Origin of the sequence: Actinosynnema sp. NPDC050436 (assembly GCF_040655415.1) — a bacterium.
Lineage (GTDB): Bacteria > Actinomycetota > Actinomycetes > Mycobacteriales > Pseudonocardiaceae > Actinosynnema.
On record NZ_JBFAJV010000006.1, the window covers coordinates 71,429 to 87,605 of the forward strand.

Below are 16,177 nucleotides of genomic sequence, written 5' to 3' on the forward strand. Positions count from 1 at the left end.
CGCGCAACGGCGGTCCGCGCGCGCCGGTCGGTGCTGCACTGGACGCCGACGGACGCGCTGTCCCGCCGGTTCCGGGGGCGGCGGGCGGTTGGAAAATGGCAGCCCGCACGGGTTCGCCGACCGATCACCCACCGGACCTCTAGGCTGAACAGCCGTACAGCCCTCGACGAGGAGGAGAAGCACCGTGCCGGGGAACGGGCTTTGGCGCACGAAGTCGATCGAGCAGTCGATCGCCGACACCGACGAGCCGGACACCAAGCTGCGCAAGGACCTGACCGCGTGGGACCTGACGGTCTTCGGCGTCGCGGTGGTGATCGGGGCGGGGATCTTCACGCTGACCGCCTCCACCGCCGGCAACCTCGCCGGGCCGTCGGTGTCCCTCGCGTTCGTGCTGGCCGCGATCGCGTGCGCGCTGGCCGCGCTGTGCTACGCCGAGTTCGCCTCCACCGTGCCGGTGGCGGGCAGCGCCTACACCTTCTCCTACGCCACGTTCGGCGAGTTCATGGCGTGGATCATCGGCTGGGACCTGGTCCTGGAGTTCGCCGTCGGCGCGGCGGCCGTGGCGAAGGGCTGGTCGCTCTACCTCCAGACCGTGCTGGGGCAACTGGGGCTCGACCTGAAGACCACGGCCCTGGTCGGCGGCCTGGAGGTCGACTGGGGCTCGCTGCTGCTGGTGGCCGTCCTGACCGTGCTGCTGGCGGTCGGCACCAAGCTGTCGTCGCGGGTCAGCGCGGTGATCACGGCCGTGAAGGTGGCCGTGGTGCTGCTGGTGATCGTGCTGGGCATCGGGTACGTCAAGGCGTCGAACTACAGCCCGTACATCCCGCCCGCCGAGACCGGCGGCAGCGCGGGCAGCGGGCTGGAGCAGTCGCTGTTCTCGCTCGTCACCGGGTTCTCCGGCAGCACGTACGGCGTCCTCGGCCTGCTCGCCGCCGCGTCGCTGGTGTTCTTCGCGTTCATCGGCTTCGACGTCGTCGCCACCACCGCCGAGGAGACCCGCAACCCGCAGAAGGCCGTGCCGAGGGGCATCCTGGGCTCGCTGGCGATCGTGACCGTGCTCTACGTCGCGGTGTCGCTGGTGATCACCGGGATGCTGCCCTACGACCGGCTCAAGACGCAGCCGGACGGCAGCCGCGCCACGCTCGCCACGGCGTTCTCCGAGAACGGCGTCGAGTGGGCGGCCACGGTCATCTCGGTGGGCGCTCTGGCCGGCCTGACCACGGTCGTGATGGTGCTGATGCTGGGCCAGTCGCGGGTGCTGTTCGCCATGTCCCGCGACGGCCTGCTGCCGCGCGGCCTGGCGAAGACCGGCAAGCGCGGCACGCCGGTCCGGATCACCCTCGGCATCGGCGTGCTGGTCGCCGTCGCGGCCGGCTTCTTCCCGGCGGGCAAGCTGGAGGAGATGGTCAACGTCGGCACGCTGTTCGCGTTCGTGCTGGTGTCGGCGGGCGTGCTGGTGCTGCGCAAGTCCCGGCCGGACCTGCCGCGCGGCTTCCGGGTGCCGCTGGTGCCGCTGGTGCCGGTGCTGGCGATCATCGCCTGCACCTGGCTGATGCTGAACCTGACCGCGCTGACCTGGGTCCGGTTCCTGGCGTGGATGGCGCTGGGCGTGGTCGTCTACTTCGCCTACAGCCGGCGCAACTCGCTGCTGGGCAAGGGGAAGGGCGCGACCGCCGAACCCGTCGTGAAGTCCGACGAGGTGCCGTGACCGCGTGAACGGCGGAGGGGCCGGGTTCGGCTGAACCCGGCCCCTCCGCCGTTCGGAGCGCCGCTACGGCGTGGTGAGCGACCGGTCCAGGTCGGGCTCCAGGTAGATCAGCCGGGCGGCCGGGACCTTGGTGCGCACCCGCTGCTCCGCCTCGTCGATCGCCCGCGCCACGTCGGCCGCCGGCAGCCCCGGGCTGAGCGCGATCTTGGCCGCGACCAGCAGCTCGTCCGGCCCGATGTACTGGGTGCGGATGTGGATCACCCGCTGCACCTCGCCCACCGCCAGCTCGTCGACGATCGTGCCCAGCTCCGCCGGCGCGGCGCCCTCGCCGATCAGCAGCGACTTCATCTCGATGATCAGGATGATCGCGATGACGCCCAGCAGCACGCCGATGCAGATGGTGCCGATGGCGTCCCACACCGGGTCGCCGGTCACCGTCGACAGCCCGACGCCGAGCAGCGCGAGCACCAGGCCGAACAGCGCGCCCGCGTCCTCCAGCAGCACGACGGGCAGCTCCGGCACCTTGGACTGGCGGATGAACTGCCACCAGGTCGCGTTCCCCTTGATCAGCTTCGACTCGGAGATCGCGGTCTTGAAGCTGTAGGTCTCCAGGCCGATCGCCACCACCAGGATGATCACCGCGACGATCGGCGACGACAGCTCCTCAGCCGACTCCAGCTTGTGGATGCCCTCGTAGAGCGCGAACACCGAGCCCATGCTGAACAGCAGCAGGGCCACCACGAACGAGTAGAAGTACCGGTCCCGGCCGAAGCCGAACGGGTGGTTCGCGGTCGCCTGGCGCCGGGACGTCTTCTGGCCGAGCAGCAGCAGGCCCTGGTTGGACGTGTCCGCCACCGAGTGCACCGCCTCGGCGAGCATCGACGACGAGCCCGTCACCAGGAACCCGACGAACTTCGCCACCGCGATCCCGGCGTTGGCCACCAGCGCGGCGATGATGGCCTTGGTACCGCCCCCTGCTGACACGGCTGCTCCCTCACCCAAAGTCCGAATTGTCGAAAGTGACCCGATCCGTCGGGTGACCCTAGTGCGCAGACCCTAGACGGTGCCGGAGGTCGCCCGGAAAAGGCGCGTCGGCTCGTCGGCCGTGACCAGGACCGCCGGGTCGGACGCCGGCAGCCACACCGACTGCCCGCGCTCGACCGGCAGGGACGCGCCCGACGAGTTCGACAGCCGCGCCCGGCCGTCGGTGACCAGCAGGATCTGCGGCCCGTCGTGGTCCACCCGCAGCCGCGCGCCCGGGGCCACCTCCAGCCGGGAAAGCTCGAACTCGGGGCTGGGCGTCCGGTAGGTCCACAGGCCCGGCGCGGTCTCCTCGCCGGTCTGCACCGGCATGTCGCCGCACGCGAAGTCCAGCACCCGCATCAGCTCCGGCACGTCCACGTGCTTGGGCGTGAGGCCGCAGCGCAGCACGTTGTCCGAGTTCGCCAGGATCTCCACGCCGGTGCCGTGCAGGTAGGCGTGCAGGTTGCCGGCGGGCAGGTGGATCGCCTCGCCGGGCTGGAGCACCAGCCGGTTGAGCAGCAGCGCGGCCAGCACGCCCGCGTCACCGGGGTACGCCTCGCCGAGTTCCAGGACCGTGCGGCACTCCAGGTCGAACTCGCCCCGGTCCTTCACGTGCAGCACGCACGCGTCCAGCACCTGCGGCAGCAGGGCGTCCAGCGCGGTCTGCGGCAGCGTGATCAGGGTGGTGAACAGGGCGCGCAGCCCGTTCTCGTCCGGCTGGGCGGCCAGCAGCTCGGTGTAGGGGGTGAAGTCCGGTGCTTCCAGCGACCGCAGCAGCGCCACGGTCCGCTCCGGCGCGCGGAAGCCCGCCAGGGCGTGGAACTCGGTCAGCGCGCAGACCAGCTCCGGCTTCGCCGACGGGTCCTTGTAGTTGCGCACCGACGAGTCCAGCGGCAGTCCCGCCGCGTCCTCGGCGGCGAACCCGCGCGCCGCCTGCTCGGCCGACGGGTGGGCTTGCAGGCTCAGCGGCTCGTCGGCCGCCAGCACCTTGAGCAGGAACGGCAGCCTGCTGCCCCAGCGGTCCGCGCACCGGGCGCCGAGCTGGCCGGCCGGGTCCTCGGCGAGCAGCTCCAGCAGCGAGCGCTCGCCGTCCGGGCGCAGCACGCGGGACGGGTCGCCCGGGTGGGCGCCCATCCACAGCTCCGCCTCGGGGTGGGGTGCCGGCACCTCCCTCCCGAGCAGCTCGGCGATGGCCGTGCGCGATCCCCACGCGTACGCCCGCACCGCGTTGTGCAGCAGTTCCACAGCCAGTTCCCCTCACACGGCGGGCGCGTACAGCCCCGGCCCGCCCAGCGTTCCCGCCGCCAGGCCGAGGTACAGCGCCGCCAGTTCGAACCGCAGCGCGAGCAGCGCGGCACACACCGCGTCGCCGCCGGTCACTTCCTCGGCCGGTTCGAGCACGTCGGCTCCCGGCAAGGTCTCCATCGCGGCCCGCCGCGCGTACTCGGCCTGCCGGCCCTGCCGCACGGCCAGCAGCAGCACCCGCACCAGCCCGTCCCGCTCGTCGTCCGGGTCGGCGAAGAGGTCCGCGCCGGACGTCCCCTGCACGGCCCGGCGGTGCAGCACCGACTTGGTCGACGCCTGCGGGTAGCCGGCGACGTCGCTCACCAGGCCCGCGTAGCAGGCCAGCACGCCCGCGCCGTGCGCGGCGACCGCCGTCGCCGGGTCGTCCAGCCCCCACAGCAGCGGGGTCCGGTCGGCGACCCGCAGGGCCAGCGACTTCGCCGGGTTCACGAACGACTCGTGCATCGGGTGGTCGCGCTCGGCCTCCCGGTCCAGCTCGTCGGCCACCGCCTGGACGTCGACGTCGAGCAGGCCCAGCGCGTCGAGCGCCAGCGCCCACGCGGCGAACCCGCGCGCGAAGCCGAAACCCCTGGGCACCGGCACGCGCGGCGGGATGAGCAGCGCGTGCCGCGCCGAGGCCGCCGCCACCGGGCCCTCCGGCTCGGCGGTCAGCAGCACCCGCGCACCGCGCCGGGCCGCCCGGTCCACCGCTTCGGCGAGCACCACGTCACCGGGGTCCTCGGTGTGCGCGAGCACCACGTCCAGCGCGCCGACCCAGGCCGGCACGTCGTCGGCGGCCACCACCGGCACCGGGCACCGGGGCCCGAGCAGCGCGGTCACCAGCTTCGCCACCGAGTGCCCCACCCCGGGCCGGGTGACCAGCACCAGCGCCCGGGGCCGGTCCTGGAGCACCCGCCGCACACCGAGTTCCTCGGCCGCCTCGGCGGTGGCCCGGACCTGCGCCCCGGCACGGGCGGCAGCCGGCAGCAGGCCGCCGGTGTCGGCGTCCAGGAGGCGGGACTGGTCGTCCAGGAGGCTGTCGTCGAGCACCGGAGATCACCCCGCCGTCGGCGCGACAGCCTCGTCCAGCAGGAGCACCGGGATGCCCTCCCGGACCGGGAACGACCGCCCGCACGCGGTGCAGGTCAGGAAGTCGGCCTGCGGGTCCTCGGCGGTGCCCGGCCGCAGCGGCGCGTGCTCGGGGCACGGGCAGGCCAGGATCTCCAGCAGCTTGGCGTCGAGTCGGACGACCACGGTGCTCATCCCCTCACGATCGCCAGGACCTCGTCGCGCAGCGCCGCGACCGAGGCCGCGTCGGCGGCTTCGACGTTCAGCCGCAGCAGCGGCTCGGTGTTGGAGGCCCGCAGGTTGAACCACGAGCCGTCGGGCAGCCCGACGGTGAGACCGTCCAGCTCGTCCAGCGTGACACCGTCCCGGCCGCCGAACTCCGCCTTGATGGCGGCCAGCCGGCCGGCCTGGTCGTCCACCGTCGAGTTGATCTCGCCGGACGCGGCGTAGCGCTCGTAGGCCGAGGTCAGGCCGGACAGCGGGCCGTCCTGCTCGCCCAGCGCGGCCAGCACGTGCAGCGCGGCCAGCATCCCCGTGTCGGCCCGCCAGAAGTCGCGGAAGTAGTAGTGCGCCGAGTGCTCGCCGCCGAAGATGGCGCCGGTCCGGGCCATCTCCTCCTTGATGAACGAGTGGCCGACCCGCGTGCGCACCGGGTTGCCGCCGTGCTCGCGGACGATCTCCGGCACGCCGTGCGAGGTGATCAGGTTGTGGATGATCGTGCCGCCGGGGTCCTTGGCCAGCTCGCGCACGGCCACCAGCGCGGTGATGGCGCTGGGCGAGACCGGCTCGCCGCGCTCGTCCACCACGAAGCAGCGGTCCGCGTCGCCGTCGAAGGCGACACCCGCGTCCGCGCCCTCCTCGCGCACCCGCGCCTGGAGGTCGACGATGTTCTTCGGGTCCAGCGGGTTGGCCTCGTGGTTCGGGAAGCTGCCGTCCAGCTCGAAGTACATCGGGACCACCTCGACCGGCAGCCCCTCGAACACCTGCGGCACCGTGTGCCCGCCCATGCCGTTGCCGGCGTCCACCACGACCCGCAACGGCCGCGACCCCGACAGGTCGACCAGTTCCCGCAGGTAGGCGGCGTACTCGGTGAGCATGTCGCGCTCGGACACCGAGCCCGCCGCGACGCCCTCGGCGTCCGGCACGCCCTGCTCCACGTCGGCGCGGATCTGCGCGAGCCCGCTGTCCTGCCCGACCGGGGCGGCGCCGGCGCGGCAGAGCTTGATGCCGTTGTACTTCGCCGGGTTGTGCGAGGCGGTGAACATCGCGCCCGGCAGGTCGAGCTTGCCGGAGGCGAAGTAGAGCATGTCCGTGCTGGCCAGGCCGATGGACACCACGTCGACGCCCTGGCGCGTGACGCCCTCGGCGAACGCGGCGGCGAGGCCGGGCGAGGACTCGCGCATGTCGTGGCCGATGACCACGGCGGGGCCGCCGACCAGCCGCGCGAACGCCGCGCCGAACTCGCGGACGACCTCCGCGTCAAGCTGTTCCCCGACGACACCGCGGATGTCGTAAGCCTTGACGATGCCGGACAGATCGCGCACAGCCACACTCCCGGTTTGGCTCTTGACGTGGGCGTCGAAAGCCTACCGGCGCGCGCGCACGAGCCGTGCCCGGTACGTTCAGTCCTCGTTCGGATCGGGCAGAACCCGCAGGTGACCACGCCTGACCGTGCCCGCCGGCACCTCCGGCGGGTCCACCGGCCGATCGGCCCGCCCGGCCTCCCGGACCGCCTCGGCGAGCGCCGTCAGGTCGTCCACGGTGGGTTCGGGGGCCCGGAACTCGCCCTGGTGGCGGACGACCTCCCAGCCGCGCGGCGCGGTGAGCCGCAGGGCGTGCTCCTCGCACAGGTCGTAGCTGTGCGGTTCGGAGTAGGTGGCCAGGGGCCCGACGACCGCCGTGGAGTCCGCATAGGCGTACGTGAGCGTGGCGACTGCCGGGTTAGCGCACCCGGTTCGCGAGCACCGTCTCACGCTCCGCACGGCGGGGACGATATCGCGTCGCGGCTGAGGTGTGTTGGATTACCTCCGGCGCGGCGGTCGAGTTCGGCAAGTCCGCAGGTCGCCGACAGCCTGTCGCCCCCGCCAACTACCCTCTACCCCGTGGTGATGGCCAGAGGTTCGCGACGACAGGGCAACCCGCGCCGGCGCAACCGCGACCGTCACGGCCGAGGTCTGCGCGGCCCCCTCTACCCGGCGACCCTGCCGGCCGCGAGGAGCAGGGCGGAGCGGTTCGACTCGCTGGTGCTGGAAGCCCTGGAGCCCATCGAGGCGAGGTGGCGGACGGAGCTGACGCAGCTCGACGTGGCCGTGGACGACGTGCCGGACGTGCAGGCGGCGGCCGAGGACGGCGACATAGTGGAGGACGGCAACGTCCCCCTGGCCCGCCTCCTGCCGGCGGGAACGGACCGAAGGGCGAGAATCGTCCTCTACCGCCGCCCCCTGGAGGCCCGCGCGAAGGACGGCGCGGACCTGGCCGACCTGGTGCACGACGTACTGGTCGAACAGGTCGCCAACTACCTAGGTCTGGACCCCGACGTGATCGACGGCGACTAACCCCAAGCCGCCCACACACCCACCCACGCACACCCGCCCTCTTAACCCCTCCGATCCAGGGCTCCCCCACACCCCCAGCTGCGCTTCCTCCCGTATGGCCTGCCCGCAGGGAACCGCAGGTGTCAAGGGGATCGCCCGCAACCGCACCCACAACGGCAGCCCGATCCCCTTGACGCCTGTGGTTGTCTTTGACCAGGCCATACGGGAGGAAGCGACGCCCTCCCCCGGCGGCCTGCCGCGCGGCGAGCGCCGCTTGAAAACCCTCTCCCCGCCCACCCGCGCTCACACACTTCACGCCGCTCTAAAACCCGCGCTCACGCACTCCGCGCCGCTCCACACCCGCCGCACCGCACCACACGCTCCGCGCCGCTCTGGAACCCACCCTCACCGCCGCCGCGACGGAACAGCCGTCAACACCGTGAACAGCGCAGCCGCCGCCTGAACCAGCAGCAGCAGTTCACGCAACGTTCCCGACGCCTCCACCCGCACTTCGGACGCCGTTTCCGGCACTGACACCCCCACCAGGTGTCCCCACGCCCGCACCACGGCCACCGGTCGCCCGTCCACCACCGCGACCCACCCGGGCTCCTCCTCCGCCGCCACGACGAGCAGCCGCCCCTCGGGCCCGTCCGACACCCGGACGCCCACCTCGGGCGGCCCTGCCTCGACCGGGGCGATGCCCGGGACGCCGAGCGAGTCCGGCGGGGTGCCCCCGGTGCGGGCGCGACGGGCCAGCTCGGGTGACAGCAGCACCGCGTTCCCGGCGGCGAGCTGCACCCGCAGCACCGGCCGCCCGTCCGACATCGGCGGGGCGGCACCGACCAGGTCCCCCACGGCGTCCTCCAGCCGCTGGGCGGCGACCCGGTCCGGCAGCACCACGAACGCCACCCCCGCCGCCGCAGCCTGCGCCAACGCCACCTTCGCCGACCCCACAGACCCCGCAGACCCGTCCAACCCCGCAGACCCGTCCAACCCCGCAGAGCCATCCAACCCGGCAGAGCCATCCACACCCGCAGGCCCCGAAGACCCCGAAGACCCGCTCACGAGGTCCCGGTTCCACCGCTGCAACCGAGCAGCGGCGGTCACCACCGGCACGAGGTCGTCGTCCCCGAACGCCGGCAACCGCCCCGCCACCTGCCGCGCCGGTCCTCCGCTCCCGTCGAGCGGGCTCAGCACCAGCACCGACCGCCCGGTCCGGGCCAATTCCTGCTCCACCGTCGACGGCAGCCGCGCCGCAGACGCCGTCAACGGCCCGGACCGCAGCCCCGCGACACCCAGGCACGCCATCCCGGCGACCCCGATCACGCCCACCACCCCCACGAGCCGGGCCCGGGGCACCGGCACCGCGTCCCGCCGGCAGGCGGCCAGCACCACCCACAGCAGCCCCCAGGACGCGACGACCAGCGGTGCCCCGGTCCACCCGTGCGACGACGGGCCGCCGACCAGGGGCGTCACCGACACCGTCCGCAGCACGACCACCGCGAACCCCGCCAGCACCACCACCGCCGCCCCCGGCAGCATCGCGCGGGCGGGTCGCGCCACCGCCGCGCCGAGCGCGAACAGCACCACCAGCGCCCCGACGAACGCCAGGGCCCCGGGCCCGCCGGGTCGCAGCGTCACCAGGTCGACCAACCCGACCTGCGGGTCGTCCGCGTGCGCGCCCACGCCGTGCAGCACCACGGACGGGTTCTGGAGCACCACGGCCGGCCACGGCAGCAGCAACGCCATCGGCAGCAGCACCACCGTGAACAGCCCGGCGACCCGCCGCTTCCCGTCGCCCTCCCGGCCGGGCACCACGACGAAGCCGACCAGCGCCCCCAGCACCACCAGCCCGTGCACCAGCGGTGAGAACGCCCCCAGGGCCGCGACCGTTAGCGCCGTCCCGGAGGCCACCGGCAGCCACGCGGCCCCGGTCCCGCCGCGCAGCACCGCCGCCACCCCGGCGAACACCAGGGGCGCGAGGACGTGCACCACCACGACGTCCAGCCGGCCCTGCCCCACGGCCGACGTGGCGGCGGGCACCACCGCGTAGGCCGCCGCCACCAGCGCGCGCACCGGCCGCCGCACGGGCAGTCGCCAGGACGCCAGGTACGCGGTCAGACCGGCCAGCGGCGCGTCCCCGAGGAACAGCACGGCCACCAGCGCCGGCGGTCCGCCGAACAGCACCCCCACCGTCCCCAGCACGGCCAGCGCCGCCGGGGCGGGGGCGGTGGTGCCGCCGCTCACCGGGTGCCACGGGGCCAGGTAGGACGACCACGTCTCGGCCAGGTCCCGCACCGGCAGCAGCCGGCCGCCGGACAGGTCGAGCCCCAGCCGCCCGGCGTTGGCCAGCACGCCGAACACGGCGAGCCCCAGCACCAGCAGCAGCGGCGGCCCGAGCACCAGCGACCGCAGCACCCGCGCCCGGTCGACCTCCACGAACACCACCGGCGGCGGGGCACCGCGCGGCACCGGCGAGGGGCGCGGTCGCGGTGACGGGCGCAGCGAGCCCGGCAGCACCGCCTCCACCGGCACGGTGGTGGCGGGCAACCGCAGCCCGCCGGTCACCCGGACCGGCCGCCGGCGGGACAGCACGCCGGCGGGCAGCGCGGACGGCCCGACCGCTCGTCGCTCCACTTCGGACGGTGGCGACCAGGCCGCCGGCCGCACGTCGTGCTCGGGCAGCCTGCCCAGCGCGGCGTCCGCCTCGACCCGCCGCCGGATCAGGTACGCCGAGGCGCTGCCGGCGGCGTTGCGCAGCCGGGTGACCCGGCTGGTGGACAGTCCGCGGACGACACCCCGCACCGGCCGCGCGGCCCGACCGGCCCGCAGCCGAGCGCGCCCGCCGAGCAGGTAGCCGACTGCGCCCAGCTCGGCGTGCGCGTCGGAGAACCGGCGCACCAGCGCGAAGCCCAGCGCCCGGAGCAGGCCGAGCACGACCAGCCTCGGCAGCCCGAGCGCGAACGAGACCGTGCCGCAGTTCACCAGGAACGTGCGCAGCCCGTGCGCCCGGTCCACGCCGCGCAGCGCCGGTCCGGGCCGGGCGGCGGCGGCGTCCAGGCGGCGCTGCCCGCGCGTGACCGCGCGCGCGTGCCGCATCCGCGCAACCGGCACCGAGAGCACCAGGTGGCCGGCCAGGTTGACCCGCCACCCGAAGTCGACGTCGTCGCGCAGCAGCGGCAGCCGCCGGTCGTAGCCGCCCAGCGACTCCCACACCGACCGCCTGACCAGCGAGCCGGCCGACGGCACGGCCAGCGCCTCGGTGCTCTGCTCGAACGACCCGGACCACGCGGCGGCGACGCCGCCGATCCCGGTCTGCCGGTGCCCCGACGAGTCCGTCGACACCCCCGCCTCGACCACCAGCCGGGGGTCGGCCCAGTCCAGGGACAGCGGACCGAGCACCGCCGCCGACGGCGACACCTCGGCCGCCGTGAGCAGCAGCGACAGGCAGTCCGGCTCGGGCGCGCAGTCGTCGTGCAGCAGCCACAGCCACGCGCCCGGGTCGCCCCACCGCTGCACCGCGTGCTCGACCGCCGCGTGCACCGCCTCGCCGAAGCCGGTGCCCCGGGGCAGCGTCAGCACCCCGTCGATCACCCGATCGGGACCTTCGGACGCCTCGGCCAGCAGCTCGGGCGTGCGGTCCAGCGAGCCCGTGTCGACCGCGACCACGTGCCGGGGCCGGGGTCGCTGCCGGCGCAGCGCGGACAGCGCCGTGCCCAGCCACCGCTCACCGTCGTGGCACACCAGGACAGCCAGCACGGGCGCGGTGCGCAACCGCGGAGTGGCACCGCTCGTCAACTACCGCACCTCGTTCGTCCGACTACGCCGTGGAACGCCCACGGTAAGCCGGCGCGATCACGAAGCGGATCACACGGCGCGCTTTTTGAGCTTCCTCCGCTCGCGTTCGGACAGCCCGCCCCAAATGCCGAAGCGCTCGTCGTGCTGCAACGCGTACTCCAGGCATTCGGAGCGCACCTCGCAACCCAGACAGATCCGCTTGGCCTCCCTGGTCGAGCCGCCCTTCTCCGGGAAGAACGCCTCGGGGTCGGTCTGCGCGCACAAGGCGCGCTCCTGCCAGTCCTGCTCATCGGTCGCGTCGAACAGATCGATCAACGCCGCCGGCTCCCGTGCCGACGCGTCCCCGTCCACGTTGCGACCCCCGTCGAATTCCTGCATACCGTCCGCCTCCTCGCCTTCCGCTCTCCCCGGTTGGCGGACACCACTCGCCGTCCCCACAACGACGAATGACACCGATGTGATTACACCTGTGTCACAACACCCGGTCAAGCCGAGTCCACAGGACGGGGGATATTCGCGCGGTTGGCCGCAAAACCCTTGACTAGCAGCACAGACGGTGATTCGGGCGGCACGTTGGGCGATAACGGCTGCGCGGATGGCCCAAGCCCGCCCCTGCGGGCCACCGGATCGGGGAGGCCACACTGGAAGGGTGAAGCGATCAGCGGTGCGACCGAGTCCACTGTTCCTCAGCCTGCTCGCGGTGACGGTGGCAGGCGCCGTGCTGACCCTGTTCGACGAGTCCGAACCGGCCCTCATCGCCGGCACCGTGCTGCTGGTGCTCGGCGGCTGGGCGGTTTCGCTGTGCCTGCACGAGTTCGGCCACGCGATCGTGGCCTATCGCGGCGGCGACTACGCGGTGAAGGCGAAGGGCTACCTGACGCTGGACATCCGCCGCTACACCGACCCGATCATGTCCATCGTGCTGCCGCTGGTGCTGCTCGCATTCGGCGGAATCCCGCTGCCCGGCGGCGCGGTGTGGATCAACCACCACGCCTTGCGCAACAAACGGGTCGAATCGCTGGTTTCGCTGGCAGGCCCCCTGAGCAACCTCGTGCTGGGCGCGCTGCTGAGCCTGTCGGTGCTCCTGTTCAACCCGCCCGCCGGCCTGTCCGCCGCGCTGTCCTACCTCGCGCTGCTCCAGATCTTCGCGTTCGTGCTCAACATCCTGCCGATCCCCGGCCTGGACGGGTGGGGCGTGATCGAGCCGTTCATGTCCTACCAGGCGCAGCAGTTCGGCGCGAAAGCCCGGCCGTGGGCACCGCTGGTGCTCTTCGCCGTGCTGATCGGGTTCCCGACCATCGCGCGGGTCTTCTTCGACCTCGCGGACGCGGTGTTCATGCTGGTCGGCGGCGAAACGCTGTGGGCCCAGTACGGCCAGACCACGTTCATGTTCTGGCGCTACTAGCCCGACCCGGGCGCACCCGTCGCCCGAATTCGCTCGGTCGGCACCGCGCCGCGCGGCAGAATCCGACCCGGCACCCGGCGGGCCGCGTCAATTCGGTGTGTGGTGCCGCAGGGCGTCGGTCGTTGTGGCGGCGAGAGAACCGGTCCGGGTGCCGGGGTGCCCGGACCCGGTGGGAGGATGGCGACCCGTGAAGGTTGTCGTACTGGTGGGCGGGGTCGGCGGGGCGCGTTTCCTGGTCGGCCTCAAGGCGTTGCTGAACGCGCCCGGTCACGAGATCACCGCGGTGGTGAACACCGGGGACGACGTGTGGATGCACGGTCTGCGGATCACCCCCGACCTGGACACCTGCATGTACACCCTGGGCGGTGGCATCGACGCCGAGCGCGGCTGGGGCCGGTCCGGCGAGTCGTGGTCGGTCAAGGAGGAACTCGCCGCGTACGGGGCCGAGCCGTCCTGGTTCGGGCTCGGCGACCGGGACATCGCGACGCACCTGGTGCGCACGCGGATGCTCCGCGCGGGCTACCCGCTCTCGGCCGTGGTCGAGGCGCTGTGCGACCGCTGGCAGCCCGGCGTGCGGCTGCTGCCGATGTCCGACGACCGGGTGGAGACCCACGTCGTGGTGGACGAGGGCGACGAGACCCGCGCGATCCACTTCCAGGAGTGGTGGGTGAAGCACCGGGCCGCGCTGCCCGCGCGGTCGTTCGCGTCGGTCGGCGCGGACACCGCCACCGCCGGCCCCGGCGTGCTGGACGCCGTGCTGGAGGCGGACGCGGTGCTGATCGCCCCGTCGAACCCGGTGGTGAGCGTCGGCACGATCCTGGCCGTGCCGGGGGTGAAGGACGCGCTGCGCAAGACCGAGGCCGGCGTGGTGGGCCTGTCCCCCATCGTCGGCGGCAAGCCGCTGCGCGGGATGGCCGACGCCTGCCTGACCGCGATCGGCGTGGAGACCTCCGCCGAGGCCGTCGGCAGGCACTACGGCTCGCGCAAGACCACCGACAAGGGCGTGCTGGACGGCTGGCTGGTGCACACCGGCGACCGGTGCGACGTGCCCGGCGTGGCGGTGCGCGCGGTGCCGCTGCTGATGTCCGATGTGGACGCGACGGCCGCGATGGCCCGCGCCGCCCTCGAACTGGCCGGGGTCCCGCTTGACTGAGCACAGCACGACCACCCCGTCGCACACCGACCCGGCCGGCACCAACCCCGCCAACGCCGACCCCGCCGGCACCACCTCGGCCGGCACCAGCCCGGCCCACGCCGACCCGGCCGACACCGGTCGGGTCGGCGGCGGGCCGGCGAACGCCGGTGCCCCCGACCGACCGGGGGCCGACCACTCCGCCACCGGCTCGCTCGAAGTGCGGCCCGTGCCGGGCCTGCCGGAGTTCCGCCCCGGTGACGACCTGGCCGCCGCGCTGGCGTCCGCCGCGCCGTGGCTGGCCGACGGCGACGTCGTCGTGGTGACCAGCAAGGTGCTGTCCAAAGTGGAGGGGCGCCTGGTCCGGGTGCCCGCCGACCCGGACGAGCGGGACGCGGCCCGCCGCGCGCACGTCGAGGCCGAGGCGGTCCGCGTCGTGGCCCGCCGGGGCCGGACGCTGATCACCGAGAACAGGCTCGGCGTCGTGCAGGCGGCGTCCGGCGTGGACGCCTCCAACGTCGCCGGCGACGAGATCGCGCTGCTGCCGGTCGACCCGGACGGCTCCGCCGCCGCGCTGCGGGCCTCCCTCAAGGCCGCGCTCGGCGTCGACGTGGCCGTGGTCGTCACCGACACCATGGGCCGGGCGTGGCGGGTGGGCCAGACCGACGCCGCCATCGGCGCGGCCGGCCTCACCGTGCTGCACCGCTACGCCGGCGCGGTCGACCGCCAGGGCAACGAGCTGGTGGTCACCGAGGTCGCGGTCGCCGACGAGATCGCCGCCGCCGCCGACCTGGTGAAGGGCAAGCTCGGCGCGCTCCCGGTCGCCGTGGTGCGCGGCCTGGCCGTGGTCGACGACGGGTCGACCGCCCGCGACCTGGTCCGCCCCGGCGTGGACGACCTGTTCCACCTGGGCGTGGAGGAGGCCGTGGCGCGCGGCCGGGCCGAGGCGGTGCTCGTGCGCCGGTCGGTCCGGTCGTTCACCGACGAGCCGGTCGACGCCGACGCGCTGCGCCGTGCCGTCGGCGCGGCGCTCACCGCACCCGCGCCGCACCACACCCGGCCGGTGCGGTTCGTCCACCTCACGGCGCGGCGGGTGGCGCTGCTGGCCGCGATGCGCGACCGGTGGGCGTCCGACCTGCGCGGCGACGGCTTCACCGCCGACCAGGTGGACCGCCGGCTCGCGCGCGGCGACTTCCTGCGCGACGCGCCCGAGGTCGTGCTGCCGTTCCTGGTCGCCGAGGGCGCGCACGCCTACCCGGACGCGGCCCGCGCGGCGGCCGAGCGCACCATGTTCACGATCGCCGGCGGCGCGGCCGTGCAGGGCCTGCTGGTGGCGCTGGCCGCCGAGGGGCTGGGCTCGTGCTGGGTGTCGTCCACGATCTTCTGCCCCGACGTGGTCCGCGACGTGCTGGACCTGCCGCCGTCGTGGGAACCGCTGGGCGCGGTCGCGGTGGGGCACCCCACCGAGCCGCTGGCGCCCCGCCCGCCCCGGGCGTTGGACGAAGGGTTCGTCGCACTGTGAGCCTGCACGCCGACGCCACGTCGGTCCTGACCGCGTGGCAGCCCCGCGACCGGGGGCAGGACGCCCTCCGCCACGCCTACCTGGGCTTCCTGGCCGCGCGCGAGGACGGCTGCCGGCGGGCGTGCGAACCGGGGCACATCACCGCGTCGGCCCTGGTGCTGGACGCGACCGGGGAGCGGACGCTGCTCACCCTGCACCCGAGGGTGGGGCGGTGGCTCCAGCTCGGCGGGCACTGCGAGCCGTCCGACGAGACGCTGGCCGGGGCGGCGCTGCGGGAGGCCACCGAGGAGTCCGGCATCCGGGGGCTGCGGATCGAGCCGACCCCGATCCACCTGGACGTCCACCCGATCACGTGCTCGCTGGGCGTGCCGACGCGGCACTTCGACGTCCGGTTCCTGGTCCGCGCGCCGGTCGACGCGCAGCCGACCCGCAGCGCCGAGTCGGTCGACCTCCAGTGGTGGCCGCTGGACGCGATGCCGTCGAACGTGGACGACCTCTACCCGATGATCGACGCCGCCCTGACCCGCCTCCGCTGACGCCCGGCTCACGCCCGGCGTGGCTCGCCGCGAGCGGTGCGGGGGCCGGCCGCCGGCCCCCGGTCTCGATCGTCCCACGGCACACCGACAATTTCGGCATCCGCGCAGGTGGGCGGCTCCCGCTCGCCCGCAGCTCGCACCGCCCGCTCGCTCGGCCGATCACCTGC

14 protein-coding genes are annotated in these 16,177 nt (G+C 74.1%); 6 read left to right on the forward strand and 8 right to left on the reverse strand.

Features of this window, described 5'->3' with window-relative positions; translation table 11 throughout:
• Positions 1-184: 184 nt before the first annotated feature.
• Entirely contained in the window at positions 185-1,708 is a 1,524-nt protein-coding gene (locus AB0I60_RS17155; RefSeq protein ID WP_360730851.1) for an amino acid permease, read from the forward strand.
• A gap of 63 nt (positions 1,709-1,771) precedes the next feature.
• Here the strand turns inward: AB0I60_RS17155 and AB0I60_RS17160 are convergent, their stop codons facing one another.
• From AB0I60_RS17160 to AB0I60_RS17185, 6 genes are all read right to left on the reverse strand, one after another.
• On the reverse strand, positions 1,772-2,692 hold the full coding sequence (locus AB0I60_RS17160) for a cation diffusion facilitator family transporter (RefSeq protein WP_360730854.1): 921 nt from the start codon (positions 2,690-2,692) through the stop codon (positions 1,772-1,774).
• Between the two features lie 72 nt (positions 2,693-2,764).
• Positions 2,765-3,976, reverse strand: coding sequence for a mannose-6-phosphate isomerase, class I (manA, locus tag AB0I60_RS17165; protein ID WP_360730857.1), 1,212 nt, complete (start codon positions 3,974-3,976; stop codon positions 2,765-2,767).
• 12 nt (positions 3,977-3,988) lie between these two features.
• Complete coding sequence (locus AB0I60_RS17170; protein WP_360730859.1) at positions 3,989-5,065, reverse strand: hypothetical protein; 1,077 nt, start codon at positions 5,063-5,065, stop codon at positions 3,989-3,991.
• 6 nt (positions 5,066-5,071) lie between these two features.
• Positions 5,072-5,269: a Trm112 family protein gene (locus AB0I60_RS17175; protein WP_360731337.1), complete on the reverse strand. Its 198-nt coding sequence runs from the start codon at positions 5,267-5,269 to the stop codon at positions 5,072-5,074.
• A 5-nt stretch (positions 5,270-5,274) separates the two neighbouring features.
• Positions 5,275-6,627: a phosphomannomutase/phosphoglucomutase gene (locus AB0I60_RS17180; RefSeq protein ID WP_360730862.1), complete on the reverse strand. Its 1,353-nt coding sequence runs from the start codon at positions 6,625-6,627 to the stop codon at positions 5,275-5,277.
• 78 nt (positions 6,628-6,705) lie between these two features.
• A complete protein-coding gene (locus AB0I60_RS17185) occupies positions 6,706-7,065 on the reverse strand; it encodes a DUF3499 domain-containing protein (protein WP_360730865.1) in 360 nt (119 codons plus the stop codon).
• 126 nt (positions 7,066-7,191) lie between these two features.
• Between AB0I60_RS17185 and AB0I60_RS17190 the strand changes: the two genes are divergently transcribed.
• Positions 7,192-7,638, forward strand: coding sequence for a metallopeptidase family protein (locus AB0I60_RS17190; protein ID WP_360730867.1), 447 nt, complete (start codon positions 7,192-7,194; stop codon positions 7,636-7,638).
• Positions 7,639-8,022: 384 nt separating this feature from the next.
• On the opposite strand, the gene AB0I60_RS17195 is transcribed toward AB0I60_RS17190, so the two are convergent.
• Together AB0I60_RS17195 and AB0I60_RS17200 are read right to left on the reverse strand one after the other, a co-directional pair.
• On the reverse strand, positions 8,023-11,391 hold the full coding sequence (locus tag AB0I60_RS17195; RefSeq protein ID WP_360730870.1) for a glycosyltransferase family 2 protein: 3,369 nt from the start codon (positions 11,389-11,391) through the stop codon (positions 8,023-8,025).
• A gap of 93 nt (positions 11,392-11,484) precedes the next feature.
• Positions 11,485-11,793, reverse strand: coding sequence for a WhiB family transcriptional regulator (locus AB0I60_RS17200; protein ID WP_360730873.1), 309 nt, complete (start codon positions 11,791-11,793; stop codon positions 11,485-11,487).
• 271 nt (positions 11,794-12,064) lie between these two features.
• On the opposite strand from AB0I60_RS17200, the gene AB0I60_RS17205 reads away from it, so the two are divergent.
• The 4 genes from AB0I60_RS17205 to AB0I60_RS17220 all read left to right on the forward strand — a co-directional run bounded on the left by AB0I60_RS17205 (position 12,065) and on the right by AB0I60_RS17220 (position 16,010).
• Positions 12,065-12,820: a site-2 protease family protein gene (locus tag AB0I60_RS17205; protein ID WP_360730876.1), complete on the forward strand. Its 756-nt coding sequence runs from the start codon at positions 12,065-12,067 to the stop codon at positions 12,818-12,820.
• Between the two features lie 187 nt (positions 12,821-13,007).
• On the forward strand, positions 13,008-13,973 hold the full coding sequence (gene cofD / locus AB0I60_RS17210) for a 2-phospho-L-lactate transferase (RefSeq protein ID WP_360730879.1): 966 nt from the start codon (positions 13,008-13,010) through the stop codon (positions 13,971-13,973).
• Positions 13,966-15,474: a coenzyme F420-0:L-glutamate ligase gene (locus AB0I60_RS17215; RefSeq protein ID WP_360730882.1), complete on the forward strand. Its 1,509-nt coding sequence runs from the start codon at positions 13,966-13,968 to the stop codon at positions 15,472-15,474. The genes cofD and AB0I60_RS17215 overlap by 8 nt, the downstream gene beginning before the upstream one ends.
• On the forward strand, positions 15,471-16,010 hold the full coding sequence (locus tag AB0I60_RS17220) for an NUDIX hydrolase (protein ID WP_360730884.1): 540 nt from the start codon (positions 15,471-15,473) through the stop codon (positions 16,008-16,010). The genes AB0I60_RS17215 and AB0I60_RS17220 overlap by 4 nt, the downstream gene beginning before the upstream one ends.
• The last annotated feature ends 167 nt before the right edge of the window (positions 16,011-16,177 follow it).